General features: G+C 68.7%; 24 protein-coding genes and 1 tRNA gene. 12 read left to right on the forward strand and 13 right to left on the reverse strand.

What is annotated here, in order from left to right; genetic code table 11:
• The first annotated feature begins 24 nt into the window (after positions 1-24).
• On the forward strand, positions 25-1,041 hold the full coding sequence (locus tag AC07YS_RS27315; RefSeq protein WP_495269041.1) for a YheT family hydrolase: 1,017 nt from the start codon (positions 25-27) through the stop codon (positions 1,039-1,041).
• Positions 1,034-1,582, forward strand: a complete 549-nt coding sequence (locus AC07YS_RS27320; protein WP_495269022.1) for a DUF2946 family protein — start codon at positions 1,034-1,036, stop codon at positions 1,580-1,582. The genes AC07YS_RS27315 and AC07YS_RS27320 overlap by 8 nt, the downstream gene beginning before the upstream one ends.
• A 91-nt stretch (positions 1,583-1,673) precedes the next feature.
• Here the strand turns inward: AC07YS_RS27320 and AC07YS_RS27325 are convergent, their stop codons facing one another.
• The 4 genes from AC07YS_RS27325 to AC07YS_RS27340 all read right to left on the reverse strand — a co-directional run bounded on the left by AC07YS_RS27325 (position 1,674) and on the right by AC07YS_RS27340 (position 8,290).
• Entirely contained in the window at positions 1,674-2,279 is a 606-nt protein-coding gene (locus tag AC07YS_RS27325; protein WP_062481762.1) for a c-type cytochrome, read from the reverse strand.
• 115 nt (positions 2,280-2,394) lie between these two features.
• Positions 2,395-3,819, reverse strand: coding sequence for an efflux transporter outer membrane subunit (locus AC07YS_RS27330; RefSeq protein WP_062481759.1), 1,425 nt, complete (start codon positions 3,817-3,819; stop codon positions 2,395-2,397).
• On the reverse strand, positions 3,812-6,979 hold the full coding sequence (locus tag AC07YS_RS27335) for an efflux RND transporter permease subunit (protein ID WP_062481757.1): 3,168 nt from the start codon (positions 6,977-6,979) through the stop codon (positions 3,812-3,814). Before AC07YS_RS27335 ends, AC07YS_RS27330 begins: the two co-directional genes overlap by 8 nt.
• Positions 6,980-6,994: 15 nt before the next feature.
• The gene (locus tag AC07YS_RS27340) at positions 6,995-8,290 is read right to left on the reverse strand and encodes an efflux RND transporter periplasmic adaptor subunit (protein ID WP_495269023.1); all 1,296 of its coding nucleotides are present in this window, start codon (positions 8,288-8,290) and stop codon (positions 6,995-6,997) included.
• Between the two features lie 179 nt (positions 8,291-8,469).
• Here AC07YS_RS27340 and AC07YS_RS27345 point away from each other — a divergent pair, with 179 nt between their 5' ends.
• From AC07YS_RS27345 to AC07YS_RS27360, 4 genes are all read left to right on the forward strand, one after another.
• Positions 8,470-9,138 carry a TetR family transcriptional regulator gene (locus AC07YS_RS27345; protein WP_139705040.1) on the forward strand — a complete coding sequence of 223 codons (669 nt, stop codon included), beginning with the start codon at positions 8,470-8,472 and terminating at the stop codon, positions 9,136-9,138.
• A gap of 42 nt (positions 9,139-9,180) precedes the next feature.
• A tRNA-Arg gene (locus tag AC07YS_RS27350) sits at positions 9,181-9,255 on the forward strand.
• Positions 9,256-9,416: 161 nt separating this feature from the next.
• Positions 9,417-9,644 (forward strand): hypothetical protein, encoded by a 228-nt coding sequence (locus tag AC07YS_RS27355; protein ID WP_062481748.1) that lies wholly within the window; start codon positions 9,417-9,419, stop codon positions 9,642-9,644.
• An 89-nt stretch (positions 9,645-9,733) separates the two neighbouring features.
• Complete coding sequence (locus AC07YS_RS27360; protein ID WP_495269024.1) at positions 9,734-10,462, forward strand: glutathione S-transferase; 729 nt, start codon at positions 9,734-9,736, stop codon at positions 10,460-10,462.
• A 2-nt stretch (positions 10,463-10,464) separates the two neighbouring features.
• Here AC07YS_RS27360 and rsmI read toward each other — a convergent pair whose 3' ends face one another.
• Positions 10,465-11,421 (reverse strand): 16S rRNA (cytidine(1402)-2'-O)-methyltransferase, encoded by a 957-nt coding sequence (gene rsmI / locus AC07YS_RS27365; protein ID WP_495269025.1) that lies wholly within the window; start codon positions 11,419-11,421, stop codon positions 10,465-10,467.
• A 48-nt stretch (positions 11,422-11,469) separates the two neighbouring features.
• On the opposite strand from rsmI, the gene AC07YS_RS27370 reads away from it, so the two are divergent.
• The 3 genes from AC07YS_RS27370 (at position 11,470) to AC07YS_RS27380 (ending at position 13,362) form a co-directional block, all read left to right on the forward strand.
• A complete protein-coding gene (locus AC07YS_RS27370) occupies positions 11,470-11,841 on the forward strand; it encodes a YraN family protein (protein WP_495266704.1) in 372 nt (123 codons plus the stop codon).
• Positions 11,842-11,926: 85 nt separating this feature from the next.
• Positions 11,927-12,568 (forward strand): SIS domain-containing protein, encoded by a 642-nt coding sequence (locus AC07YS_RS27375; protein ID WP_062482322.1) that lies wholly within the window; start codon positions 11,927-11,929, stop codon positions 12,566-12,568.
• A complete protein-coding gene (locus AC07YS_RS27380) occupies positions 12,565-13,362 on the forward strand; it encodes a BON domain-containing protein (protein ID WP_095950095.1) in 798 nt (265 codons plus the stop codon). The genes AC07YS_RS27375 and AC07YS_RS27380 overlap by 4 nt, the downstream gene beginning before the upstream one ends.
• Positions 13,363-13,392: 30 nt before the next feature.
• Here AC07YS_RS27380 and AC07YS_RS27385 read toward each other — a convergent pair whose 3' ends face one another.
• The 3 genes from AC07YS_RS27385 to AC07YS_RS27395 form a co-directional block, all read right to left on the reverse strand.
• On the reverse strand, positions 13,393-14,301 hold the full coding sequence (locus tag AC07YS_RS27385) for an NAD(P)-dependent oxidoreductase (protein ID WP_495269026.1): 909 nt from the start codon (positions 14,299-14,301) through the stop codon (positions 13,393-13,395).
• 69 nt (positions 14,302-14,370) lie between these two features.
• A complete protein-coding gene (locus tag AC07YS_RS27390) occupies positions 14,371-15,507 on the reverse strand; it encodes a PilT/PilU family type 4a pilus ATPase (RefSeq protein WP_307588155.1) in 1,137 nt (378 codons plus the stop codon).
• Positions 15,508-15,536: 29 nt separating this feature from the next.
• The gene (locus tag AC07YS_RS27395; RefSeq protein ID WP_062482334.1) at positions 15,537-16,580 is read right to left on the reverse strand and encodes a type IV pilus twitching motility protein PilT; all 1,044 of its coding nucleotides are present in this window, start codon (positions 16,578-16,580) and stop codon (positions 15,537-15,539) included.
• 51 nt (positions 16,581-16,631) lie between these two features.
• Here AC07YS_RS27395 and AC07YS_RS27400 point away from each other — a divergent pair, with 51 nt between their 5' ends.
• A complete protein-coding gene (locus AC07YS_RS27400) occupies positions 16,632-17,333 on the forward strand; it encodes a YggS family pyridoxal phosphate-dependent enzyme (RefSeq protein WP_495269027.1) in 702 nt (233 codons plus the stop codon).
• A gap of 5 nt (positions 17,334-17,338) precedes the next feature.
• Here AC07YS_RS27400 and AC07YS_RS27405 read toward each other — a convergent pair whose 3' ends face one another.
• From AC07YS_RS27405 to AC07YS_RS27415, 3 genes are all read right to left on the reverse strand, one after another.
• The gene (locus tag AC07YS_RS27405) at positions 17,339-18,076 is read right to left on the reverse strand and encodes a hypothetical protein (RefSeq protein ID WP_307588150.1); all 738 of its coding nucleotides are present in this window, start codon (positions 18,074-18,076) and stop codon (positions 17,339-17,341) included.
• A gap of 96 nt (positions 18,077-18,172) precedes the next feature.
• Positions 18,173-18,640 carry an Lrp/AsnC ligand binding domain-containing protein gene (locus AC07YS_RS27410; RefSeq protein ID WP_062478450.1) on the reverse strand — a complete coding sequence of 156 codons (468 nt, stop codon included), beginning with the start codon at positions 18,638-18,640 and terminating at the stop codon, positions 18,173-18,175.
• Positions 18,641-18,783: 143 nt separating this feature from the next.
• On the reverse strand, positions 18,784-19,239 hold the full coding sequence (locus AC07YS_RS27415; protein ID WP_095950083.1) for a hypothetical protein: 456 nt from the start codon (positions 19,237-19,239) through the stop codon (positions 18,784-18,786).
• A 252-nt stretch (positions 19,240-19,491) separates the two neighbouring features.
• Between AC07YS_RS27415 and AC07YS_RS27420 the strand changes: the two genes are divergently transcribed.
• Positions 19,492-20,766: a Glu/Leu/Phe/Val family dehydrogenase gene (locus AC07YS_RS27420; RefSeq protein ID WP_062478443.1), complete on the forward strand. Its 1,275-nt coding sequence runs from the start codon at positions 19,492-19,494 to the stop codon at positions 20,764-20,766.
• A 104-nt stretch (positions 20,767-20,870) separates the two neighbouring features.
• On the forward strand, positions 20,871-21,548 hold the full coding sequence (locus AC07YS_RS27425; RefSeq protein ID WP_495269028.1) for a DUF2242 domain-containing protein: 678 nt from the start codon (positions 20,871-20,873) through the stop codon (positions 21,546-21,548).
• Positions 21,549-21,561: 13 nt separating this feature from the next.
• Here the strand turns inward: AC07YS_RS27425 and rocF are convergent, their stop codons facing one another.
• Both rocF and AC07YS_RS27435 read right to left on the reverse strand, forming a co-directional pair.
• Positions 21,562-22,488: an arginase gene (gene rocF / locus AC07YS_RS27430; RefSeq protein WP_492687256.1), complete on the reverse strand. Its 927-nt coding sequence runs from the start codon at positions 22,486-22,488 to the stop codon at positions 21,562-21,564.
• The coding region (locus AC07YS_RS27435) for a prolyl oligopeptidase family serine peptidase (protein WP_495273945.1) at positions 22,485-22,704 on the reverse strand (220 nt) is incomplete at its 5' end. The genes AC07YS_RS27435 and rocF, both read right to left, overlap by 4 nt.

Consider the following 22,704-nt stretch of genomic DNA (forward strand, 5'->3'; position numbering starts at 1 on the left):
GGTGCGCACGACGTGCACGACGCGATGGGCTACATCGCCCCGCGCTGGCTGCCCGGCGGCAACCTGCAGACCATCTGGGCCGCGCTGTGCGCGCGCCGTTTCGACGGGCCGGCGCCGGTGTACCGCCGCGAGCGCTGGACCGCGCCGGACGGCGACTTCATCGACGTCGACTTCGTCGATGCGCCGCAGCCCGGCCCCCGGCCGCTGCTGGTGCTGTTCCACGGGCTCGAGGGCTCGTCGCGCAGCCACTACGCCGAGGCCTTCGCGGCTTTTGCCGCCGCGCGCGGCATGGCCTTCGCGGTGCCGCACTTTCGCGGCTGCAGCGGCGAGCTGAACCTCGCGCCGCGCGCCTACCACTCGGGCGACCACGAGGAGATCGACTGGATCCTGCGGCGCATGCACGCGCAGCACGTGGTGCAGGGCGGCGGCGGGCCGGTGCTGGCGGCCGGCGTCTCGCTGGGCGGCAATGCGCTGCTGCGCTGGGCCTGCGAGGCCGGCGAGAGCGCGCGGGCCTCGGTCGACGCGGTGGCGTCGGTGTGCGCGCCGCTCGACCTGGCGGCGGGCGGCGAGGCGATCGGGCGCGGCTTCAACCGGCTGGTCTACACGCGCATGTTCCTCGCGACCATGAAGCCCAAGGCGCTCGCCAAGCTGGCGCAGTTCCCGGGCCTGTTCGACCGCGACCGGCTGATGGCCGCGCGCGATCTGTACGACTTCGACGACGTGTTCACCGCGCCGCTGCACGGCTTTCGCAACACCGACGACTACTGGGCGCGCGGCTCGTCCAAGCCGCTGCTGGGCGCGATCCGCGTGCCCGCGCTGGTGGTGAACGCCCGCAACGACCCCTTCATTCCGGCCCGCAGCCTGCCGGGGCCGAACGAGGTCGGGTCGCACGTCACGCTGTGGCAGCCCGCGGGCGGCGGCCACGTGGGCTTTCCGCTCGGCCTGCCGCCGGGGCACGTGGGCGGAATGCCCGAGCGCGTGGGAGGGTGGCTGGCGCACCACCTCTCGTCGACGCAGGCGCAAAATACGGCCCATGGATGACATCGTCAAACAGGCATTGGCCAAGTGGCCGAACGTGCCGCACTGCTACGGCTGGCTCGGCCTGGACGCGCGCGGCAACTGGTACATGCGCGACGACCGCACGCAGGCGCAGGGCCCGTTTCGCAGCGCCAAGGGCTCGATGCTGCGGCACGACAAGCTGATCGACTTCATCCACCGCAACTACGAGCACGACGCCGACGGCCAGTGGTTCTTCCAGAACGGGCCGCAGCGCGTGTATGTCGAGCTGGAGGCGGCGCCGCTGGTGTGGCGCGTGGCGCAGCAGGGCGCGGGCGCGTTCACGGTCGCGGCCCACACGGGCGTGCCGGCCGGGGTGTCGGGCTGCCTGCTTGACGAAGAGGGCCGGCTCTATCTGGTCGCGCCGGCGGGGCTCGGGCTGGTGCACACGCAGGACGTGGGCATCGCCGCCGAGGCCGTGGAGCAGGGCGTCTGGACGCCGGAGCCGGTGCGCGCGGCCGACCTGCCGGGGCGCTTCGGCCATGTGCTGAGCCCAGCAGAGCGCCATGCAGGCGTGGTTGTATAGCTACTGAAAAGATAGCAATCCGGATCGTCCGGGCGTAAAAAAACCGGCCTGAGAGCCGGTTTTTTCATGGGCGCGAGGCGCCGTCGATCGCTTACTTGGCAGGCGCGCTGGCCGCAGCCGATGCACCTTCGGCCGGCGCGGCAGCCGCTGCCGGACGGTCCGGCACCGGGAACTTGGCGCCGCCGGCGTTGGCCAGGTACACCACGGCACGGCCGATTTCGATGTCTTCGAAGTCGCCGCCGCCCTGGGCGGGCATGGCGCCCTTGCCCTTGAGCGCGTGCTCGAGCAGCGTCGCGTAGCCCTGGCCGATGCGCGGGCCCCAGGCTGCGGCGTCGTTCAGGTGCGGGGCGCCGGGGATGCCGGGTGCGCCGTGGCAGGCCACGCACTGGGCCTTGAACACGGCATCGCCAGCGGCCAGCGGCCGGTTGGCGTCACGGATCTCGATGGAGCCGACCTTCTTGAGGCGCTCGGCCACTTCCCGGTCGCGCGATTCCTTGGTCACGCCGTAGAGCGCCATGTTGTCGCCCTCCGCGGTACCGGCGGGCTTGGTGCCCGAGACCACATAGGACACGAGGCCCACGATGATCAGGATCGGAATGATGAAAGAGAAAAATACCGCGAGCAGCAGTTGCTTCGGGTTCTTGATCGGGCCGGTATGGGCTTCTTCTGTGGCCTGGTTGTGCGGGTCTGCGCTCATGGCGTCCTCAATAACGGGGGGCTCGTCGGGGGCTTTTTCTAACCAACCGGCGATTATAGAGAGGCCCTTTGCCCGCGCGGGCAATTGACCTCTCCATATCGGACGCGCAGGTGTCTCAACCGTTGTTGCGTGTGGCCCAGCCGCCACCCAGCGTCTTGTACAGCGTGACCTGGTTCTGCAGCTGCAGCAGGCGCGTGGCCACTGCCGATTGCTGCGCCGTGAACAGCGAACGCTGTGCGTCGAGCAGGTCGAGCGCGCTGGCGATGCCGTTGCGATAGCGCAGGTCGGACAGCTTGTAGCGCACCGCCTCGGCGTCGGCCTGCGCGGTCTGCGCGCGTGCCTGCTCGCCCAGCGTGGCGCGGCCCGCGAGTGCGTCGGCCACTTCGCGGAACGCGGTCTGCACCGACTTCTCGTACTGCGCCACCGCGATCTCGCGCCCGGCCTTGGCCGAGTTGAGCCCCGCGATGTTGCGGCCCGCATCGAAGATCGGCAGCGTGACCGTGGGCGCGAAGCTCCAGGCCTTGGTGCCGCGATCGAACAGGTTCGAGAACTCGCTGCTCGCGGTGCCGATCGAGCTCGTGAGCGACACGCGCGGGAAGAAGTTCGCACGCGCTGCGCCGATGTTGGCGTTGGCCGCAATCAGCTGCTGCTCGGCCGCACGGATGTCGGGCCGCTCGGTCAGCAGGTCGGAGGGCAGGCCGGCCGGCACGTCGGGCATCGGGCGGATGCCCGCGAGACCCTTGGTGCCGCCGGCGGTGGCCTCGGCCGGCACCGGCGCGCCCAGCAGCAGGGCGAGCGCGTTCTCGTCCTGCAGGCGGGCACGCTGCTGCTGCGCATAGGCGGCGCGCGCGGTCTCGGCCTGCGAGTTCGCAGCCTGGAAGTCGATCTCGGACGACACGCCGTTGTCGAAGCGCAGCTTGGTCAGGCGCACCGATTCGTCGCGCGTGACCATGGTCTGGCGCGTGATCTCGAGCAGCTCGTCGTCGGCCAGCAGCGTGAGCCAGCCGCTGGCCACGGCCGCGATCAGGCTGATCTGCGCGGCCTTGCGCGACTCTTCGGTGGCCAGGTACTGCGACAGCGCCTGGTCCTTCAGCGCGCGGATGCGGCCGAAGAAGTCGAGCTCCCACGCGGTGAAACCGAAGTTGACGGCGTACTGCGAGGCCACGCTGCCCTGCGTCGGATCGATCGCCTGGTAGGCGTTGGGGCTCGAGCGCGAGCCCGTGCCCGTGAGGCCGAGCGCCGGGAACAGCGCCGAGCGTTCGATCTGGAACTGCGCACGCGCCTGCTCGATGTTGAGCACCGACACGCGCAGGTCGCGGTTGTTCGCCAGCGCCGTCTGGATCAGGCCCGCCAGGCGCGGGTCGGTGAAGAAGTCCTGCCAGGGCAGGGCGGCCGCGGCGGGGCCCGACGGCTGCGCCGGGTCGCCCGGGTAGGTCGTCGGCACCGGCGCCGCGGGGCGCTCGTAGGTCGGGATCAGCGAGCAGCCTGCCAGCAGCATCGCGGCGGCCAGCACGGTGGGGATCAGAGGTTTCTTAGTCATGGTGTGTGGTATCTCCCGTGATGCCGGCAGCTGCCGCATGCCGCTTGTCGGCCTCGTGCTGGCGCGCGCTGCCCTTGAACAGCGTGCGCACCACCACGAAGAACACCGGCACGAAGATCACGGCCAGGACCGTGCCGGTCACCATGCCGCCGAGCACGCCGGTGCCGATGGCACGCTGGCTCGCCGAGCCTGCGCCCGAAGCCAGGACCAGCGGCAGCACGCCCAGGCCGAAGGCCAGCGAGGTCATGATGATGGGACGGAACCGCAGGTGTGCGGCCTCGAGCGCGGCCTCGACCACGCCGCGGCCCTGCGCCTGCAGGTCTTTCGCGAACTCGATGATCAGAATCGCGTTCTTCGCGGACAAGCCGATGATGGTGATCAGGCCCACCTGGAAGTACACGTCGTTGGAATAGGCGCGCAGCATCGTCGCCACCAGCACACCCAGCACGCCCAGCGGCACCACCAGGATCACCGACAGCGGGATCGACCAGCTCTCGTACAGCGCGGCCAGGCAGAGGAACACCGCCAGGATCGCGAAGCCGTACAGGATCATGGCCTGCGAGCCGGCGAGCTTTTCTTCACGCGACTGGCCGGTCCACTCGAAGCCGAAGCCTTGCGGCAGCTGGCCGGCGAGCTTTTCCATCTCGGCCATGGCCGCGCCCGTGCTCTGGCCCGGCGCCGCGTCACCGCTGATGCGGATGGCGGGGTAGCCGTTGTAGCGCACGGTCTGCGTGGCGCCCGAGACCCACTTGGTGGTTGCGAAAGCCGACAGCGGCACCGGTTGGCCCTTGGTGTTGACGGCGTTCAGGCGCAGCAGGTCGTCCGGCTGCATCCGTGCCGGCGCATCGGCCTGCACCACCACGCGCTGCAGGCGGCCGCGGTTCGGGAAGTCGTTGATGTAGCTCGAACCCAGCGAGGTCGACAGTGCACTGTTGATCGCGTCGAAGCTCACGCCCAGGGCGTTGGCTTTGTCGCGGTCGATGTCGATCTCCAGCTGCGGCGCGTCTTCCAGGCCGTCAGGGCGCACCTGCGCGAGGATCTTGCTCTGCGAGGCCATGCCCAGCAGCTGGTTGCGCGCGTTGATCAGTGCCTCGTGGCCCGCGCCCGCGCGGTCTTGCAAGCGGAAGCTGAAGCCGCTGGCATTGCCCAGCTCGGGAATCGGCGGCGGGCTCAGCGGGTAGATGAAGGCGTCGCGGATGCCCGACAGCGCACCGAAGGCTCGGCCGGCCAGCGCACTGGCCGAGTTGGCCGGGTCTTTGCGTTCTTCCCAGTCCTTCAGCGTCACGAAGGCAAGGCCCGCGTTCTGGCCCTGGCCGGAGAAGCTGAAGCCCATCACGCTCACGATGCTCTGCACTTCAGGCTGCTTCAGGATGAAGCCTTCGACCTGCTGCATCACCGACAGCGAACGCTCTTGCGTCGCGCCCGGGGGCAGTTGCACGTTCACGATGATGTTGCCCTGGTCTTCCTCGGGCAGGAACGAGCTCGGCAGGTGCGTGTAGAAGTACGCGACGGCGCCGATGATCGCGGCGTAGATCACGAGGTAGCGTGCGGCGCGGCGCAGGATGCGCGCGACCACGCCTTCGTAGCCCTTGGCCGTGCGCGAGAAGCCGCGGTTGAACCAGCCGAAGAAGCCGCGCTTCTCATGGTGGTGGCCGGCTTCCACCGGCTTGAGCAGCGTGGCGCACAGCGCCGGTGTGAGCGACAGCGCCATGAAGGCCGAGAAGCCGATCGAGGCTACCATCACCGCCGAGAACTGGCGGTAGATGTTGCCGGTCGAGCCCGCGAAGAAGGCCAGCGGCACGAACACCGAGATCAGCACCACGGTCACGCCGATGATGGCGCCCGAGATCTGCTGCATCGCCTTGCGCGTGGCGTCGAGCGGCGACAGCCCCTCTTCGCTCATGATGCGCTCGACGTTCTCCACCACCACGATGGCGTCGTCCACCACGATACCGATCACCAGCACCATGCCGAACATGGTGAGCACGTTGATCGAGAAGCCGAGTGCAAGCAGCGTGGCGAAGGTGCCCAGCAGCGCGATGGGCACCACGATCGTCGGGATGATCGTGTAGCGCCAGTTCTGCAGGAACAGGAACATCACCAGGAACACCAGCGCGATGGCCTCGAACAGCGTCTTGACCACTTCGGAGATCGAGATCTGCACGAAGCGCGAGCTGTCATAAGGAATGTCCCACTTCACGCCCTTGGGGAAGTAGCGCTCCAGCTCGGCCATCTTGGCCCGCACGGCCTTGGCCGACTTCAGCGCGTTGCCGGTGGGCGTGGGCTGCACGCCGATACCGACCGCCGGCACGCCGTTCAGGCGTGCGGAGGTGGCGTAGTTCTGGCCGCCGAGTTCGACGCGTGCCACGTCTTTGAGGCGCACGGTCGAGCCGTCGGTGTTGGCGCGCAGCACGATGTTCTGGAACTGCTCGACGCTGTTGAGCTGGCCGTTCACAGTGACCGTGGCGGAGATCGCCTGGCCGGGGATGTTCGGCAGGTCGCCGAGCGTGCCCGAGGCCACCTGGGCGTTCTGCGCGCGGATCGCGGCATTCACGTCATTGGCCGACAGGTTGAAGCCTTGCAGCTTCGCCGGGTCGATCCAGATGCGCATCGCGTTCTCGGAGCCGAACAGCTGGGCCTGGCCCACGCCGTCGATCCGCTGCAGTTCCGGCACGATGTTGCGCGCGGCATAGTCACCGAGCGCCACCGGGTCGAAGTCGGGGTTGTCCGAGGACAGCATCGCGAACAGCAGGAAGTTGTTGCGCGACTTGTCCACGCGCACGCCCTGCTGCGTCACGGCCGAGGGCAGCCGCGGCGTGGCGCGCGAGAGCCGGTTCTGCACGTCCACCTGCGCGAGGTCTTCGTTGGTGCCGGCCTCGAAGCTGATGGTGATGGCGCCGGTGCCGTCGGCCTGGGCCACCGATTCCATGTAGATCAGGCCGGGCGAGCCGTTCATCTCGCGCTCGATCACGGACAGCACGCTGTCCTCGAGTGTTTGCGCGGAGGCACCGGGGTAGGCGACGTTGATCACGATGGCCGGTGGGGCCACCGGCGGGTACTGCGAGATCGGCAACTGCGTGATGGCGACGCCGCCCACCACGATGATGAACAGTGCGATCACCCACGCGAAGATCGGTCGGTCGATAAAGAATTTGGCCATGCGAGGCGCTCCTGATTACTTCTTGTCAGCCGGGGCCGAAGCCGGGCTGGCGGCGGGTGCCGCTGCGGCAGCAGATGCTGCCGATGCCGCGGGTGCAGCCGCGCCGTTCGGCGTCGGCTTCTGCCATGGCACCGCCTTCACGGGCGTGCCGGGCGGCATCATCTGCAGGCGCTGGAAGCCGTCGACCATCACCTGTTCGCCGGCCTTCAGGCCGTCGAGCACCACCCACTGGTTGTCCTTGGCGGCGCTGATCTTCACGGTGCGCTGGCTCAGCTTGCCGTCGGCGCTGACCACCGTCACGTGGTCGCCCTGCTGGGTGCGCGTGACGGCCTGTTGCGGCACCGTGATCGCGTTCGTCACCTGGGCCTGCTCGAGCTTCACGCGCACATACAGGCCGGGCAACAGCTCGCCCTTGGGGTTCGGGATCTCGGCGCGCAGCGTGACCTGGCCGGTGGTCGGGTCGACCGTGAGGTCGGAGAACAGCAGCTTGCCGTCCTGTCCGTAGTCGGTGCCGTCTTCGAGCACCACGCGGATGCTCGCGGCTTCTTCGCCGCTCGCACGCTTGTACTGGCCGGCGGCCACGGCGCGGCGCAGCTTGAGCACGTCGGAGGCCGACTGCGTGAAGTTCACGTACAGCGGGTTGATCTGCTGCACCACGGCCAGCTCGGTGGCGTCGCCCTGGCCGACCAGTGCGCCTTCGGTGACCAGCGCGCGGCCGATGCGGCCCGCGATGGGCGAGGTGACATCGGCGTAGCCCTGGTTGATCTTGGCGGTCTGCAGCAGCGCGCGGTTGGCGGCCACGTCGGCGTCGGCCGTCTTGGCGGAGGCCACGGCGGTCGCGTATTCCTGCTTGCTCACGGCGTTGGCCTCGACCAGCGGCTTGTAGCGGTCGGCCAGTGCCTTGGCCTGCACGGCGTTGGCTTCGGCGCGGGCCAGTGCGGCCTGGGCGTTCTGCGTGGCGGCCACCAGCGGTGCCGGGTCGATGCGGAACAGCAGCTGGCCGGCCTTCACGTCGCTGCCTTCGCGGAACTCGCGCTTGAGCAGGATGCCGGGGGTGCGGGCGCGCACCTGGGCGATGCGCGAGGCTTCCAGGCGGCCGGGCAGCTCGGTCACGAGGCCCACGTCGGTGGGCTTGACCGTCACCACGCCGACTTCAGGCGCCGGACGCGCACCGCCGCCACCACCGCCCGGACCGGCCGGGGCCTCGCCCTTGCCGCAGGCGGCCAGGAACAGGAGGGAGACGAGGGCCACGGTCGCGAGACGCGGCGAAAACGACAAGGACGGTTGACGCGAGACATGCAGAAGAGGCATGTGATTCCTTTGATGCGAAGACGGGAGATGGCGCGTTTGCGGGAGAGATCCGTAAACCAGCACGGGCAGGTGGGCCATCCGAGAAGCGCGCTAGTTTACATACATTCATGGATGTATAGTGACAGCCATGCAATGGCCCCACGATACGCAAAGGGCGTTCGCTTTACAAATCAGGAGACTTGGTGGCACGTCGTACGAAGGAAGAAGCACTGGCGACGCGGAATCGATTGCTCGATGCCGCGGAGTTGCTGTTTCAGGCGCAAGGTGTTTCGCAGACCACGCTGCAGCAGATCGCGCAGCAGGCCGGCGCGACCCGGGGCGCCATCTACTGGCACTTCAAGGACAAGGCCGATCTGTTCAACGCCATGATGGAGCGCGTGATCCTGCCGCTGGAGACGCCGCCCAAGAGCGACATCCCCGGCGATGACCCGCTGGTCGAGATCGAGGAAGGCCTGATCCACGCGCTGACGCTCATGGTCGCCGACCCGCAGGTGCGGCGCGTGTTCGACATCGCGACCCACAAGGTCGAGTACACGCACGACATGGCCTCGGTGCAGCAGCGCCACCTGGACGCGCGCAACGCCTGCGTGGTCGATTTCGAAAAGGCCCTGCGGCTGGCCGCGCGGCGCGCCCGCATCCGGCTGCCGTTGCCGGGTGCGGTCGCGGCGCAGGGCATGCACGCCCTGATGGGCGGGCTGATCCAGAACTGGCTGCTCGATCCCACGGCCTTCGACCTCGTGTCGACCGGGCGGCGCACCTTCCGCGTCTACCTGGCCGGGCTCGGTTTCTCGCGCACGCCGGCCGGTGGCGTCCCGACGGCGCACGACGCGGAAACCACCGCGGCCTGATAGGCCATAATGTGTGGCTCCGGTGCATTCCGGAGCACCCCTCTCGCTGTATTTCAACGGATAGAATTCGGCCCTCCGAAGGCTGAGATCCAGGTTCGATTCCTGGCGGCGGGACCACCTTCAAGACCGGAAATTCCGCAAGGGCTTCCGGTTTTTTCACTTCTTCCCCGACCCGGCCCGGCCTTGCGCGACAAGGCCGATCCGGAGATCCGCGCGACCGGGCCGTGACACGCCGTTGCACCCTGTCACCCGGACGCACGCATGTAAAAATTCCCCGCATGATGGAGCTCTCCGAACTGGACGAAACCAGCCTCGCAGCACACGCCGCCGAATGGCGTCGGCGCGCGCTGCGCGGCGAGAAACAGGCCCGCGGCATCGCACATGCCCTGGAGGCCGAGATGCGCCGCCGCTTCGGCGATTCGATTCCGCCGAGCCAGAGCGCCGACCTGGACACCCGCCCCCTGGCGCTGCGCCAGCCGCCGCGCCCGTGGTGGAAGTTCTGGTGAGCCGGCCGCGCGCCTTCGTCGCCTGATCTGACATCCCTCGCAGCCGGTCATCGGTTGCAGCGCCCCGCCGGCCCTGACACCATGGCCGCATGGCATACCAACTTCATTACTGGCCCACGATCCAGGGCCGCGGCGAATTCGTGCGGCTCGCACTCGAAGCGGCGGGCGCCGACTACGTCGATGTCGCGCGGCTGCCCGCCTCGCAAGGCGGCGGCGAGGCCGCGCTGGGCCGTCGGCTCGGCGACCCCGGCAACCCGCGCGCCGCGTTCGCACCGCCGTTCCTCGTCGACGGCGACATCGTGGTCGGCCAGACCGCCGCGATCCTGCTGTACCTCGGCCCCAAGCTCGGGCTGGCCGGCATCGGCGAATCCGACGGCCTGTGGACGCACCAGCTGCAACTCACCATTGCCGACGCGGTGGCCGAGGCGCACGATACCCACCACCCGATCTCGACCGGCGACTACTACGAAGACCAGCGCGACGCGGCCCTGCAGCGTGCGCGTGCCTTCCGCGAAGCGCGCATCCCGAAATTCCTGAACTGGTTCGAGCAGGTGCTGCAGCGCAACCCCTCGGGCGACCTGCACCTGGTCGGCGACGTGTTGACCTATGCCGACCTGTCGCTGTTCCAGCTGGTGGATGGGCTGCAGTACGCCTTTCCCAAGGCTGCCGCGCGGGCGCTCGACGCCACGCCCGCGGTCGTGAAGCTGCACGCGAACATCCGGCGACGCCAGCGCGTGCACGACTACCTGCAAAGTCCCCGACGCATCGCGTTCAATGAGGATGGGATCTTTCGGCGCTATGCCGAGCTGGACGGCTGAGGCTAGTCGTCGCCAGCTTCGTTGCGGATGCGCAGCGCCAGCTCGTACAGCGTGTTGCGCGGCGCGCCGCTGATCTCGGCGGCCAGCTTCACGGCGGTTTTCACCGGCAGTTCCGCCAACAGCAGGCGCAGCACGCGCTCGCCTTCCGCGCCGCCGTCGCCGCTCACCGCCACGGGATGCAGCACCAGCGCGAACTCGCCACGCGTGCGGTCGCGGTCGGCGCCGAACCAGTCGGGCAGCGCGCGGGCGGCCACGGTGGCGATTTCTTCGAACTGCTTGGTGAGCTCGCGGCCGACGGTGATGCGGCGCTCGCCCAGCACGGCCAGCGCGCGGGCCAGGCTGTCGATGCGGTGCGGCGCTTCGAGCAGCACCACGGCGCGCGGCTCCTGCGCGAGGGCCTGCACGGCGGTGTCGCGTTCGCCGGACTTGCTGGGCAGGAAGCCCGCGAACACGAAGGCGCTGCTGTTGTGCGCGTGGCTGCTCTCGCCGCCGTCGGCCACGAGCCCGGCTGCGCTCACGAGCGTGATGACGCTGCTGGCGCCCGGCAGCGGCAGCACGCGCTGGCCGGCGGCGCGCACGGCGGCGGCCAGGCGCGCGCCGGGGTCGCTCACGCCGGGCGTGCCGGCGTCGCTCACGTAGGCGATGCGCTCGCCCTGCGCGAGCCGCGCGACCACGGCCTGTGCGGCCTCGGCCTCGTTGTGCTGGTGCACCGCGAGCAGCCGTGCGCCGGGGCGGTCGATGCCGTAGGCGCGCAGCAGCGTCTGTGTGTGGCGCGTGTCCTCGCAGGCGATCACGTCTACCAGTTGCAGCACATGCAGCGCGCGCAGCGTGATGTCGGCCAGGTTGCCGATCGGCGTGGCGACGACATACAGCGTGCCCTGCGGATAATGCTGCGCGCCCGCGGCGTCGAGCGCGGCCGGCAGGGCCGCGCCGAAGGAAGCGGGGGCGAGTGAAGCCAAGGGGTTTCTCCGTAGGGCAGCGAAAACAAGAAAACAGGGCAGGGAGCCATGACGACCAGCACCACGACGACGAAGCATCGCGGCGATGCGGCGGAAGACGCCGCGCTCGACCACCTGCGCCAGGCCGGCCTCGTGCCGGTCGCGCGCAATTATCGGACGCCGGGGCGCGGCGGTGGCGAGGTCGACCTGATCATGCGCGATCCGCGCGACGGCACCCTGGTGTTCGTCGAGGTGCGACAGCGCAGCGCGGGCTCGCACGGCGGCGCGGGCGGCAGCATCACGGCGGGCAAGCAGCGGCGCATCGTGCTGGCCGCGCGGCACTATCTGGGCCGGTTGCGGTCGCTGCCGCCGTGCCGTTTCGACGTGGTGCTGATCGAGGAGAAAATCACCTGGCTGAAAGCCGCCTTCGACGCCGGCTGACGCACCCGCCAGGGAACTGAAGCCTTGCTGAAGGCTCCACCACTCAAACTTCTTGTTTCACGACCCCCAGTTATCATCGCGCCCCATGCTCGAGCAACGGATTCAGCAGCACTTCATCGACAGTGCCGACCTCAAATACCAGACCGGCCCGGTCCTCAGCAAACCCATCTCTCAAGCGATGCAGGCCCTGCTGGCCTGCGTGACCAGCGGCGGCAAGGTGCTGGCCTGCGGGGCCGGCGTGTCGGGCCTGCTGGCCGCGCAGTTCGCCTCGAACTTCGTGGGCCGCTTCGAACGCGAGCGGCCCGAGCTGGGTGCCATCGCGCTGCCCGGCGACACCACCGACCCGGCGGCCGACAGCCCGCAGGCCGCCGATGCCGACCGCTTCGCGCGCCAGGTGCGCGCGCTTGGCCAGGCCGGCGACGTGCTGCTGGTGCTCAGCGCCAGCGGGCAGTCGTCCGCGGTGCTGGCCGCCGTGCTTTCCGCGCATGAGCGCGACATGACGGTGGTGGCGCTGCTCGGCAACGCCGCCACGGGGCTGGCCACCGCGGCGCCCGGCGTCGGCGGCACCGGCGGCGCCATCGGCCGCGCGCTGCGCGAAACCGATGTACAGATCAGCGTGCCGCACGAGCGTGCGGCGCGCATTCACGAAATCCACCTGCTCGCGCTGCATTGCCTGTGCGACGGCGTGGATGCCCAGTTACTCGGAGAACAGGAAGTTTCCTCATGACCATGACGACCCTGACCAAGGCCTCGACCCAACGTTTCGCCCTGGCGCTCACCCTGGGCGCCGCCCTGGTGGCCGGACTGTCCGCCTGCGTGCCGCTCGTCGTGGGCGGCGCCGCGGTGGTGGGCGTGGGCATGGTGGCGACCGACCGCCGCAGCTCGGGCGCCCAGCTCGACGACCAGGGCATCGAGCTGCGCGCCGCGGCCCGCGTGCGCGACATCGCCAACGACAACATGTACGTGAGCGTCACCAGCTTCAACCGCCAGGTGCTGCTGACCGGCGCCGTCGGCAACGACGCCGACCGCCGCCGCGTCGAGGACGAGGTGAGCCGCGTGGTCAACGTGCGCTCGGTGGTGAACGAACTCACCATCGGCGCCCCGAGCACTTTCCAGGACCGCTCGAACGACCTGTACATCACCGGCAAGGTGAAGGCCTCGCTGCTCGACGCCAAGGACATCTTCGCCAACTCCTTCAAGGTCGTGACCGAGCGCAGCACGGTCTACCTGATGGGCATCGCCACGCGTCGCGAGACCGACCGCGCCACCGAGATCACGCGCGGCGTGACGGGCGTGGCGAAGGTCGTGCGCGTGGTCGAGGTGGTGAGCGAGGCCGACCTGGCCGCGAGCCAGGCGGCCAACCAGTCCGCCGCGCAGCGCGGCGGCACGGGCCCCGCACCGGTGAGCAATGCGACGCCATCGACGCCGGGTGCTTCCTCCTCGGGTTCGCGCGTGCCGCTGCCGCCGATGGAGCCGCTGCCGGCACCGGCCGGTGGGGCGACGACCTCGCCGGTCCGCTGAAACCAAAAAGCCCGCTTCCGCGGGCTTTTTTCATTTGAGCCGGATGATCAGGCTGGAGGTGTCCCAGCGCCTGCCGCCGGCCTGCTGCACGTCGGCATAGAACTGGTCGACCAGCGCCGTCACCGGCACGCGCGCGCCGTTGCGCTTGGCTTCGTCGAGCACCAGGCCCAGGTCCTTGCGCATCCAGTCGACGGCAAAGCCGAAGTCGAACTTGCCCTCGATCATGGTCTTGCCGCGGTTGTCCATCTGCCAGCTCTGGGCCGCGCCCTTGCCGATGACGCCGAGCACGGCTTCCATGTCCAGGCCGGCGCGCTGGCCGAAGGCGATGGCTTCCGACAGGCCCTGCACCAGCCCTGCGATGGCGATCTGGTTCACCATCTTCGCGAGCTGACCCGCGCCGCTGTCGCCCAGCAGCGTGACGGCGCGCGCGAAGGCCATGGCCGCCGGACGGATGCGCTCGAACACCGCGGCCTCGCCGCCGCACATCACGGTGAGTGCGCCGTTCTGCGCACCCGCCTGGCCGCCCGACACGGGCGCGTCGATGAAGTGCAGGCCGCGCGCCTGCGCCGCCTTCGACAGCTCGCGCGCCACGTCGGCCGAGGCCGTGGTGTGGTCCACGAGCACGGCGCCGGGTTTCATGCCGGCCAGGGCGCCGTCGTCGCCCAGCACCACCGAGCGCAGGTCGTCGTCATTGCCGACGCAGCAGAACACGATGTCGGCGCCGGCCGCTGCTTCGCGCGGGGTGGGGGCGTGGCGGCCGGGGGCTCCGAACTCGGCGACCCAGGCCTGCGACTTGGCGGGCGTGCGGTTGTAGACCGTGACCGTGTGGCCGGCCTTGGCCAGGTGCCCGGCCATGGGCCCGCCCATGACGCCGAGGCCGAGAAAGGCCACCGTCTGGGCGGGAACGGATTCGTAGGTGCGGGAGTTGATGCTGCTCATGGCCGACAGCTTAAAGCCAAAGAAAGAAACAAGGCCGGCGCGCCCCGCGGTGCGCCGGCGGGGGCGGCCTCAGACGATCGCGAAGTGCTCGGTGCCGGCCGCCAGGTCGGTGCTGCGCGCGCGCTGGCTGTTGAGCTTGATCTGCAGGCGCAGGTCGTTGGCCGAATCGGCGTTGCGGATCGCCTCTTCGAAGTTGATCGCGTTGCCCTCGAACAGGTCGAACAGCGCCTGGTCGAAGGTCTGCATGCCCAGGTTGCGGCTCTTCTTCATGATCTCCTTGATCTCGCCCACCTCGCCCTTGAAGATCAGGTCGGAGATCAGCGGCGTGTTCAGCAGGATCTCGACGGCGGCCACGCGGCCCTGGCCGTCTTCGGTGGGCACCAGCCGCTGCGAGACCAGCGAGCGCAGGTTCAGCGACAGGTCCATGAGCAGCTGCGCGCGGCGCTCTTCGGGGAAGAAGTTGATGATGCGGTCCAGGGCCTGGTTGGCGCTGTTGGCGTGCAGCGTGGCCATGCACAGGTGGCCGGTTTCGGCGAAGGCCACGGCGTGCTCCATGGTCTCGCGGTCGCGGATTTCGCCCATGAGGATCACGTCGGGCGCCTGGCGCAGCGTGTTCTTCAGCGCGGCTTCCCAGCTGTCGGTGTCGATGCCCACTTCGCGCTGCGTCACCACGCAGTTCTTGTGCGGGTGCACGAACTCGACCGGGTCTTCCACCGTGACGATGTGGCCGTAGGAGTTCTCGTTGCGCCAATCGATCATCGCGGCCAGCGTGGTCGACTTGCCCGAACCCGTGGCGCCCACCAGGATGGTGAGGCCGCGCTTGGTCATCGACACGTCTTTCAGCACCTGCGGCATGCCCAGCCCGTCGATGGTCGGCAGCTTGGCGGGAATGGTCCGCAGCACCATGCCGACCTTGCCCTGCTGCACGAAGGCGTTGACGCGAAAGCGCCCGATGCCGGTCGGCGAGATCGCGAAGTTGCACTCCTTGGTGCGCTCGAACTCGGCCGTCTGGCGGTCGTTCATGATCGAGCGCGTGAGCGCCAGCGTGTGCTGCGCGCCCAGCGCCTGCTGCGACACCTTGGTGACCTTGCCGTCGACCTTGATGGCCGGCGGGAAGTCGGCGGTGATGAACAGGTCGCTGCCGTTGCGGCTCACCATGAGCTTGAGCAGGTCGTTGATGAACTGGCTGGCTTGATCGCGTTCCATGATGTCTGTGCTCCGAAGGACTGTGGGGATCAGCCGGGGAAATTCTCGGGAATCTTCGCTTTGCCGCGCGCTTCGGCGGCAGAGATCGTATTGCGGCGCACCAGCTCCGTCAGGTTCTGGTCGAGCGTCTGCATGCCCGAACCCTGGCCGGTCTGGATGGTGGAGTACATCTGCGCGACCTTGGCCTCGCGAATCAGGTTGCGGATGGCCGGCGTGCCCAGCATGATCTCGTGCGCCGCCACGCGGCCCTGGCCGTCCTTGGTCTTGCACAGCGTCTGCGAGATCACGGCCTGCAGCGATTCGGACAGCATCGCGCGGATCATTTCTTTTTCTTCGCCCGGGAACACGTCGATGATCCGGTCGATGGTCTTGGCGGCCGACGAGGTGTGCAGCGTGCCGAACACCAGGTGGCCGGTTTCGGCCGCGGTCATCGCGAGGCGAATGGTTTCGAGGTCGCGCAACTCGCCCACCAGGATGGCGTCCGGGTCTTCGCGCAGGGCGGAGCGCAGCGCGTTGGCAAACGACAGCGTCATCGGCCCCACTTCGCGCTGGTTGATCAGGCACTTCTTCGATTCGTGCACGAACTCGATCGGGTCTTCCACCGTGAGGATGTGGCCGTACTCGTTCTCGTTGAGGTAGTTCACCATCGCCGCCAGCGTGGTCGACTTGCCCGAGCCCGTGGGGCCCGTCACCAGCACGAGGCCGCGCGGCTTGAGCGCGAGTTCGCCGAAAATCTTCGGCGCGTTGAGCTGCTCGAGCGTGAGGATCTTCGAGGGAATGGTCCGGAACACCGCGGCCGCACCGCGCGCCTGGTTGAAGGCGTTCACGCGGAAGCGCGCGAGGCCGTCGATCTCGAACGAGAAGTCGACCTCCAGGAATTCTTCGTAGTGCTTGCGGTGCGTGTCGCTCATGATGTCGTACACCATGGCGTGCACCGCCTTGTGGTCCAGTGCATCGACGTTGATGCGGCGCACGTCGCCGTTCACGCGGATCATCGGCGGCAGGCCGGCCGACAGGTGCAGGTCGGAGGCTTTGTTCTTGACGCTGAACGCCAGCAGTTGGGTGATGTCCACGGGGCTCCTCAGGCAGGATTTAGTGACGTTTTGATACGAATTCGGAAGATTATGACGATGATTGGCGACGATCTCCAGCAAGTAAGGGCCCGGATCGACCGGGCCTGTGCGCAGGCCGGGCGCGACCCGGCGGCGGTGCGCCTGCTGGCGGTGTCCAAGACCTTCGGGCCCGAGGCGGTGCGCGAGGCGCACGCGGCGGGCCAGGCGGCCTTCGGCGAGAACTACGTGCAGGAGGGCCTGGACAAGATCGCCGCGCTGGCCGATCTGCGCGCGGGGCTCGAATGGCACTGCATCGGCCCTCTGCAGAGCAACAAGACGCGGCCCGTGGCCGAGCAGTTCGACTGGGTTCACAGCATCGACCGCCTGAAGATCGCCGAGCGCCTGTCGGCCCAGCGCCCGGCCCATCTGCCGCCGCTGCAGGTGTGCCTGCAGGTCAACGTGGACGGCGGCGCGAACAAGTCCGGCGTGCCGCCGGAAGAGGCCTTGGCGCTCGCGCGCGCTGTGGCGGTCTTGCCACAACTGACGCTGCGCGGGCTCATGGCGATCCCCGAACCCGCGCCCGATTTCGCGGCGCAGCGTGAACTGTGCCTGCGCGCGCACGCGGTGTTCGAATCGATCCGCGCGGCGGGCATCGCGCTGGACACGCTGTCGTTGGGCATGAGCGGGGACCTCGAAGCGGCGGTCAGCGCCGGCAGCACGATGGTGCGGGTCGGTACGGCGATCTTCGGCGGGCGGGTGAAGGCGCCCGCATAGGCCGGTCAGGGGGCGGCGGCTGTCTTCTGGACGCGCTTCAGATCCTGGGCCACCGAATCGGCGATGTCCGAGGCGCTCTTCTCAAGGCGGCTGGCGCTGGCCTTGGTGTCCGCCATCAGTGCGGCGAAGTCGGGAAAGGTCGTCTTCGCTTCCGTGTTGCGCCACCCTTCGGCGAGGGGCTTCCATCCGGCCGAGTGGTAGCCGCGGTAGATCGGCTTCGTCTTGTCCTTGCCCAGCAGGACCACGACCGAGGTGATCGTCGGCAGGTAGACGCCCACCCGAGGCGGCGAGACGAAGCCGACCATCGTGGGGGACACCACGAGGATCGCGTCCGCGGGGCTTTCGAGCTTGTCGAACGCGAGCGTGTAGCCGCCATTGGCTTCCACCCACGGTGCGTCCTGCTCGGTGACGGCATATCCCTGTGCCTCGAGGCGTGTGGCGAGCTGCTTCACCAGCAGGGTGTTGATCGCCGTGCCCTGTGCCTTGTAGGCCGCCGACAGCGTGTCCTGCTTGCTGGATTGGTCAGCCGCTGCAACCAGGCCGCCGATCAGGCCGAAGGCCATGCCAGGATGGCCCATGTTGAACACCGTGTAGGTCTTGGGCTCCGGCACCTTGACCACGGCAATCGACTTGATCTCCACCAACCGTTCGAGCGGTGCGTCGATCTTCGGTACCGGGCCCACGCAGGCGCCCAGCAACAAGGTTGCAACCAGGACGACCGCCGATCCAATGCGTTTGAACATTCCCTCGCTCCGTTGTGTTGATATGGCGGAGCATTCTGGGTAAGCAACAGAAATGTTTCAATAGGTACTGACGTTGCAGCCCTCGGGCTGCAACAGTCAGACCCCCAGCGGCAAGCGCGCGCTGCTCTTGACCTCTTCCATCACCGCATAAGTCCGCGTCTCGCGCACCCCGGGCAGCTGCCACAGCACGGTGCCGGCGAACTCGCGGTAGGCGGCCATGTCGGCCATGCGGGTCTTGAGGAGGTAGTCGAAGCCGCCGGCGACCATGTGGCATTCCATGATCTCGTCGCGCACCTGCACGGCGGCCTTGAACTGGTCGAACACGTTGGCGGTGGTGCGGTCGAGCAGCACCTCGACGAACACGGTGAAGCCGCGACCCAGCTTGTAGGGGTCGAGGCGGGCCTCGTAGCCCAGGATGAAGCCGTCGCGCGTGAGGCGCTGCACGCGCGCCAGCACGGCGGTGGGGGACAGCGCGACCGCCTCCGCCAGCTTGAGGTTGGTGATGCGGCCGTCTTCCTGAAGGATCTTCAGCAGGCGCAGATCGATGCGGTCCAGATCAAGCATTCGAGGATTATCCGGCGCACACATCGATCGACTGCAAGAAATGCGGCCTATTTGCCACGGCCATAGGAGATAGAACCAAGGAAATGCCGTTGGACTACCCTTTCGCAGTCATTTGAACTACCGAAAGCCGTGGGTCACCGCATTCAACGCACCGTGGTCGAGCCCGGTGCGGCGGCCTGGCGGCCCGAGAGCTGGTCGACCAGCGCACCGTAGGCCGGGCCTTCGCGCAGCTTGGTGTAGGCGGCCTGGGCTTCGCGGTAGCCGGGGCGCGACGTGTCGGCGCCGGCTTCGCCCGACTGCTGAGCGGCCAGGCCCGAACGGATCCACAGCTGCGTGTCGGCGGCCACGGCGGCGCGGCTGTTGGCCGAGACCACGACGGGCTCCTGGCCCATGTTCTCGTTGTAGCCCTGGGTGGGCGCGGTCTTCAGCCACTGCTGGGCGTCGGCCGTCACGGCGGCGCGCGTCGTCGACGACGCGAAGGGCGCGGGACGCGGGTCGCCTTCGGCGTAGTTGCCGGCAAAGCTCGGCGCGGCGGCCAGGCCCAGCAGGGCGGCGACGGCGGCGGTGTTCAGCAGGCGGGTGGTGGCAGACAGCTTCATGTTCGTTCACTCCTTGAGGTGGTTGCTTGGTTGGTGAGAACGACTGTACGAAGCGCATCCACGCGACCGATAACGTCTGGATGACGGTTTTGTCATGTGCGTATCCACCTGCATCGGGCCGCGCCGAGAGGGACCGCAAGGGGCCTTCCAACTTCTCTTGCATAACCGCCATCGCGGCATGCATAAGCCATGGCGCGCGGCCCGCAGTCGGAATATCGTTGCGCCCATCCATTCCAACCAAGGGAATCTTCCATGAACGAGAAACTCTCCTTCGTCAATCCGACGGCCAACAGCCCCTGGGGCACCTACCTGTCGCAGGTCGATCGCGTCGTGCCGTACCTCGGCCCGCTGGCGCGCTGGGTCGAAACCCTCAAGCGCCCCAAGCGTGCGCTGATCGTCGACGTGCCGATCGAGATGGACAACGGCACCATCGCCCACTTCGAGGGCTACCGCGTGCAGCACAACATGAGCCGTGGCCCGGGCAAGGGCGGCGTGCGCTTCCACCCCGACGTCACGCTGGAAGAAGTGATGGCGCTGTCGGCCTGGATGACCATCAAGACCGCGGCCGTCAACCTGCCGTACGGCGGTGCCAAGGGCGGCATCCGCGTCGACCCGAAGAAGCTGTCGCTGCAAGAACTCGAGAAGGTCACGCGCCGCTACACCAGCGAGATCGGCATCATCATCGGCCCGCACACCGACATCCCCGCGCCCGACGTGAACACCAACGCGCAGATCATGGCGTGGATGATGGACACCTACTCGATGAACGTCGGCGGCACCGCCACCGGCGTGGTCACCGGCAAGCCGCTGCACCTGGGCGGCTCGCTGGGCCGCGTGAAGGCCACCGGCCGCGGCGTGTTCGTCACCGGCCGTGAAGCGGCCCGCCGCCTGGGCATGGACCTGCGCGGCGCGCGCATCGCGGTGCAGGGCTTCGGCAACGTGGGCTCGGTCGCGGCCGAACTCTTCGTCGAGGCAGGCGCCAAGATCGTCGCGGTGCAGGACCACACCGGCACCATCGTGAACACCAACGGCCTCGATCTGACCCAGCTGGTGCCCATCTCGCGCACCGACGGCGTGGTCGGCTTCAAGGCCGGCGGCGACATCGTGCCGAACGAAGACTTCTGGGACGTGGCCTGCGACATCCTCATTCCGGCCGCCCTCGAAGGCCAGCTCACGGCCGAACGTGCCAAGAAGACCACCGCCAAGCTGGTGCTCGAAGGCGCCAACGGCCCGACGGTGCCCGAGGCCGACGACATCCTGGCCGAGCGCGGCGTGCTGGTCGTGCCCGACGTGATCTGCAACGCCGGCGGCGTGACGGTCTCGTACTTCGAATGGGTGCAGGACTTCTCGTCCTTCTTCTGGGACGAGGACGAGATCAACGTGCGCCTCGATCGCATCATGATGAACGCGCTCAACCAGATCTGGGACACGGCCGACAAGCACAAGATCCCGCTGCGCACCGCCACCTACGCGGTCGCCTGCGAGCGCATCCTGATGGCGCGCCAGGAACGCGGTCTGTACCCCTGAGGCGATCTCCGGGGCTTGCAGGGCCTTTCGGGAACCCCCGGCCCGCCGGGGGCTCGAAGCGAAGCCGCCGGTTGGTTAGCATCCGGTGTCCTTCCCGCCCTGCCATGCCCCAGACCTCTTCTGCTGCCTTCTTCTCTTCGCCGGCCCGCGTGCCGGCGTTTCTGTTCCCGGGCCTGCTGTCGGCCCTGCTGCTGGCCGGCTGCGGCAGCTTCGGCACGGGCCAGGCCTACGAGCCCGAAGACTTCGACTCCACCACCACCCACACGCGCAACTACGCCGCCAGCGAGGCCCAGGCCTGCGAGGCGGCGCGTCGCGCGCTGCTGAGCCAGGGCTACATGGTCACGGCCGCCAACGCCGACCTGGTGACCGCGCGCAAGAGCTTCCAGCCCGCGGCCGAGACGCACGTCGAGGTCGAGTTCCGCGTGGTCTGCGCGCGGGAAGGGGGCGCCGGCAGCGCCTCGGGCGGACGCAGCACCGTGGCCTTCGCGACCGCATTGCAGGACCGCTACGGCCTGAAGAAGGGCAGCAACTCGGCCAGCCTGGGCGTGGGCGCCATCGGCTCGCTCTCGCTGCCCTTCGGCGGCAGCAACGAGGCGATGGTCAAGGTGGCGAGCCAGACGCTCACCGACGAACGTTTCTACGACCGCTTCTTCACGCTGGTCGAGCGCTTCCTGCAGGGCGGCGGCCCCGACATGCCGGCCGATGCTGAGGACGCGCCGAAGCCCGCCACGCGCCCCGCGGCCACCACCTTCCCGGTGGCGCCGTCGCCCAACCGCGGCTGAACAGGCTTGGCAGTCAGCGCACCAGCGTCGACTTGCCGAACAGGCTCTCGATCAGCTCCACCGCCACCTCGGCCGTCTGGTTGCGCACGTCGAGCGCGGGGTTGAGTTCCACCACGTCGACCGAGCCGAGCCGGCCCGTGTCGGCGATCATTTCCATGCACAGCTGCATCTCGCGGTAAGTCGGCCCGCCGCGCACGCCCGTGCCCACGCCGGGCGCGTCGGCCGGGTCGAGGCAATCGAGGTCGAAGCTCACGTGCAGGTGGGTGTCTTCGTCCACATCTTGAAGCGCCTCGGTCATGGTGGTGCGCATGCCGTTCTCGTCGATGTGGCGCATGTCGAACACGTGCAGGCCCAGCGTGCGGATCGCTTCCTTCTCGTCGGCGTCGACGCTGCGGATGCCGATGAAGCGAATCGCGTCGTGCGCCAGCGCCGCGGGCTCGCCGCTCCAGCCCGTGAGGTCCGCCGGCCCGTGGCCCAGCAGGCACGACACCGGCATGCCGTGCAGGTTGCCGCTGGGGCTCGTGGTTTCGGTGTTGACATCAGAGTGCGCATCCAGCCACAGCACGCGCAGCTTCTTGCCGCGTTTTCGCGCATGCCAGGCCACGGCGCTGATGGAGCCGATCGCCAGGCAGTGGTCGCCGCCCAGCATCACCGGCACGTGGCCGGCGCCCAGCGCGGTGTCGACGGCGGCGTAGACCGAGCGGTTCCATGCGATCACCTCGGTGAGGTGGCGCAGCCCGTTGGCCGGCGGTGCCCACGGCGTGGCCGGGCCCGCGAGGTTGCCGCGGTCGAGCACCGTGAAGCCCTGGCCCGCCAGCGCTTCGGCCAGGCCGGCCACGCGCAGCGCGTCGGGGCCCATGCCCGCGCCGCGCACGCTGGCGCCGATGTCGGTCGGCGCGCCGATCAGTTCGAGGGTGGTGGCGGTGCTGCTGCTGTTCATGCCGGTCTCCCGATGTGGTGCCAGATGTAGGCGTAGCCGAGCGCATCCATGAAGGCGGACGCCTTGTTGTCCGCGGCGGCGCTGTGGCCGCCTTCCATGTTCTCGTAGAAGCTGCTGTCGTGCCCCTGCGCGAGCAGTTTCGCGTGCATCTTGCGCGCATGCACGGGCCCCACGCGGTCGTCGCGCGTGGAGGTGGTGAAAAGGGCGGGCGGGTAG

Source organism: Variovorax sp. GW458-11-26-14-LB1, from assembly GCF_059423965.1.

Bases quoted from the DNA above. Each gene is read 5' to 3' on its own strand.
- AC07YS_RS27315 (WP_495269041.1), top strand. From the start codon at position 25: ATGGGCTACATCGCCCCGCGCTGGCTGCCCGGCGGCAACCTGCAGACC.
- AC07YS_RS27320 (WP_495269022.1), top strand. From the start codon at position 1,034: ATGGATGACATCGTCAAACAGGCATTGGCCAAGTGGCCGAACGTGCCG.
- AC07YS_RS27325 (WP_062481762.1), bottom strand. From the start codon at position 2,279: ATGAGCGCAGACCCGCACAACCAGGCCACAGAAGAAGCCCATACCGGC.
- AC07YS_RS27330 (WP_062481759.1), bottom strand. From the start codon at position 3,819: ATGACTAAGAAACCTCTGATCCCCACCGTGCTGGCCGCCGCGATGCTG.
- AC07YS_RS27335 (WP_062481757.1), bottom strand. From the start codon at position 6,979: ATGGCCAAATTCTTTATCGACCGACCGATCTTCGCGTGGGTGATCGCA.
- AC07YS_RS27340 (WP_495269023.1), bottom strand. From the start codon at position 8,290: ATGCCTCTTCTGCATGTCTCGCGTCAACCGTCCTTGTCGTTTTCGCCG.
- AC07YS_RS27355 (WP_062481748.1), top strand. From the start codon at position 9,417: ATGATGGAGCTCTCCGAACTGGACGAAACCAGCCTCGCAGCACACGCC.
- AC07YS_RS27360 (WP_495269024.1), top strand. From the start codon at position 9,734: ATGGCATACCAACTTCATTACTGGCCCACGATCCAGGGCCGCGGCGAA.
- AC07YS_RS27370 (WP_495266704.1), top strand. From the start codon at position 11,470: ATGACGACCAGCACCACGACGACGAAGCATCGCGGCGATGCGGCGGAA.
- AC07YS_RS27375 (WP_062482322.1), top strand. From the start codon at position 11,927: ATGCTCGAGCAACGGATTCAGCAGCACTTCATCGACAGTGCCGACCTC.
- AC07YS_RS27380 (WP_095950095.1), top strand. From the start codon at position 12,565: ATGACCATGACGACCCTGACCAAGGCCTCGACCCAACGTTTCGCCCTG.
- AC07YS_RS27385 (WP_495269026.1), bottom strand. From the start codon at position 14,301: ATGAGCAGCATCAACTCCCGCACCTACGAATCCGTTCCCGCCCAGACG.
- AC07YS_RS27390 (WP_307588155.1), bottom strand. From the start codon at position 15,507: ATGGAACGCGATCAAGCCAGCCAGTTCATCAACGACCTGCTCAAGCTC.
- AC07YS_RS27400 (WP_495269027.1), top strand. From the start codon at position 16,632: ATGACGATGATTGGCGACGATCTCCAGCAAGTAAGGGCCCGGATCGAC.
- AC07YS_RS27405 (WP_307588150.1), bottom strand. From the start codon at position 18,076: ATGTTCAAACGCATTGGATCGGCGGTCGTCCTGGTTGCAACCTTGTTG.
- AC07YS_RS27410 (WP_062478450.1), bottom strand. From the start codon at position 18,640: ATGCTTGATCTGGACCGCATCGATCTGCGCCTGCTGAAGATCCTTCAG.
- AC07YS_RS27415 (WP_095950083.1), bottom strand. From the start codon at position 19,239: ATGAAGCTGTCTGCCACCACCCGCCTGCTGAACACCGCCGCCGTCGCC.
- AC07YS_RS27420 (WP_062478443.1), top strand. From the start codon at position 19,492: ATGAACGAGAAACTCTCCTTCGTCAATCCGACGGCCAACAGCCCCTGG.
- AC07YS_RS27425 (WP_495269028.1), top strand. From the start codon at position 20,871: ATGCCCCAGACCTCTTCTGCTGCCTTCTTCTCTTCGCCGGCCCGCGTG.
- rocF (WP_492687256.1), bottom strand. From the start codon at position 22,488: ATGAACAGCAGCAGCACCGCCACCACCCTCGAACTGATCGGCGCGCCG.